The 661-nt window shown below is 25.4% G+C and carries 2 protein-coding genes; both read left to right on the top strand.

All coding sequences use genetic code 11. From position 1 onward, the window contains the following. Positions 1 to 197: AcrID1 family anti-CRISPR protein (locus ABD206_RS13595; protein WP_344073581.1), on the top strand; the 197-nt coding region annotated here is incomplete at its 5' end. Between the two features lie 12 nt (positions 198 to 209). Next, the gene (locus ABD206_RS13590; RefSeq protein ID WP_344073579.1) at positions 210 to 482 is read left to right on the top strand and encodes an AcrID1 family anti-CRISPR protein; all 273 of its coding nucleotides are present in this window, start codon (positions 210 to 212) and stop codon (positions 480 to 482) included. The last annotated feature ends 179 nt before the right edge of the window (positions 483 to 661 follow it).

Below are 661 nucleotides of genomic sequence, written 5' to 3'. Positions count from 1 at the left end.
TACTTACAGAAAATGAATATAACGAATTAGTAAGGAGACCAAATCTATCTTTTATAGATAAGGATCCCTGGATAACTTCAGATGAATTTGTATATTATGAATTATCAAACAAAGTAGTTAAGCTTATTATTCATTATTTTAAAGAAGATGGTTTTATAAATATCTTAGAAATTGATCTATTTCGTGAAAAAAGATAAAAGGTGATAAAAATGGAATTTGAAGAATTAAAATCGATTATTGATAAATTTTTCCAAGATTCGACAATAATAAGAATAAATTTAAGATTTAATAGAGAAGTAATAGCTTCAAATGACCAATTTGAAGAGATTGTTAAAGATGCCGATTTATTGCATAGATATGATGATAGAAATATAAGAACTGATATTTGTGAATATAGAAAAAATATTAATTCAATAATTAATTATTATGTGAAAGACAGTAAAGTTTATATTGTTGAAATTGATTTTTGGAGATCTAGTTAATTAGTTAGCATATTTTTCTATAACATTTAATAGCTGTTTTTTAACTGCATTATAACTAAAGTTTTCTATCCAGAAATTGTAATTTTCTTCAACTTTAGCCTTATATTCTTCATAATTATTGAGAAGTCGGATCGTAGCCATGTCGTTCTGTGAGCCAAGGAGTTGCGGATTGCCGTTGT

Source organism: Microbacterium sediminicola (assembly GCF_039531125.1).
Taxonomy (GTDB): Bacteria; Actinomycetota; Actinomycetes; order Actinomycetales; family Microbacteriaceae; genus Microbacterium; species Microbacterium sediminicola.
This window is presented reverse-complemented; position numbering and strand designations above follow the sequence as displayed.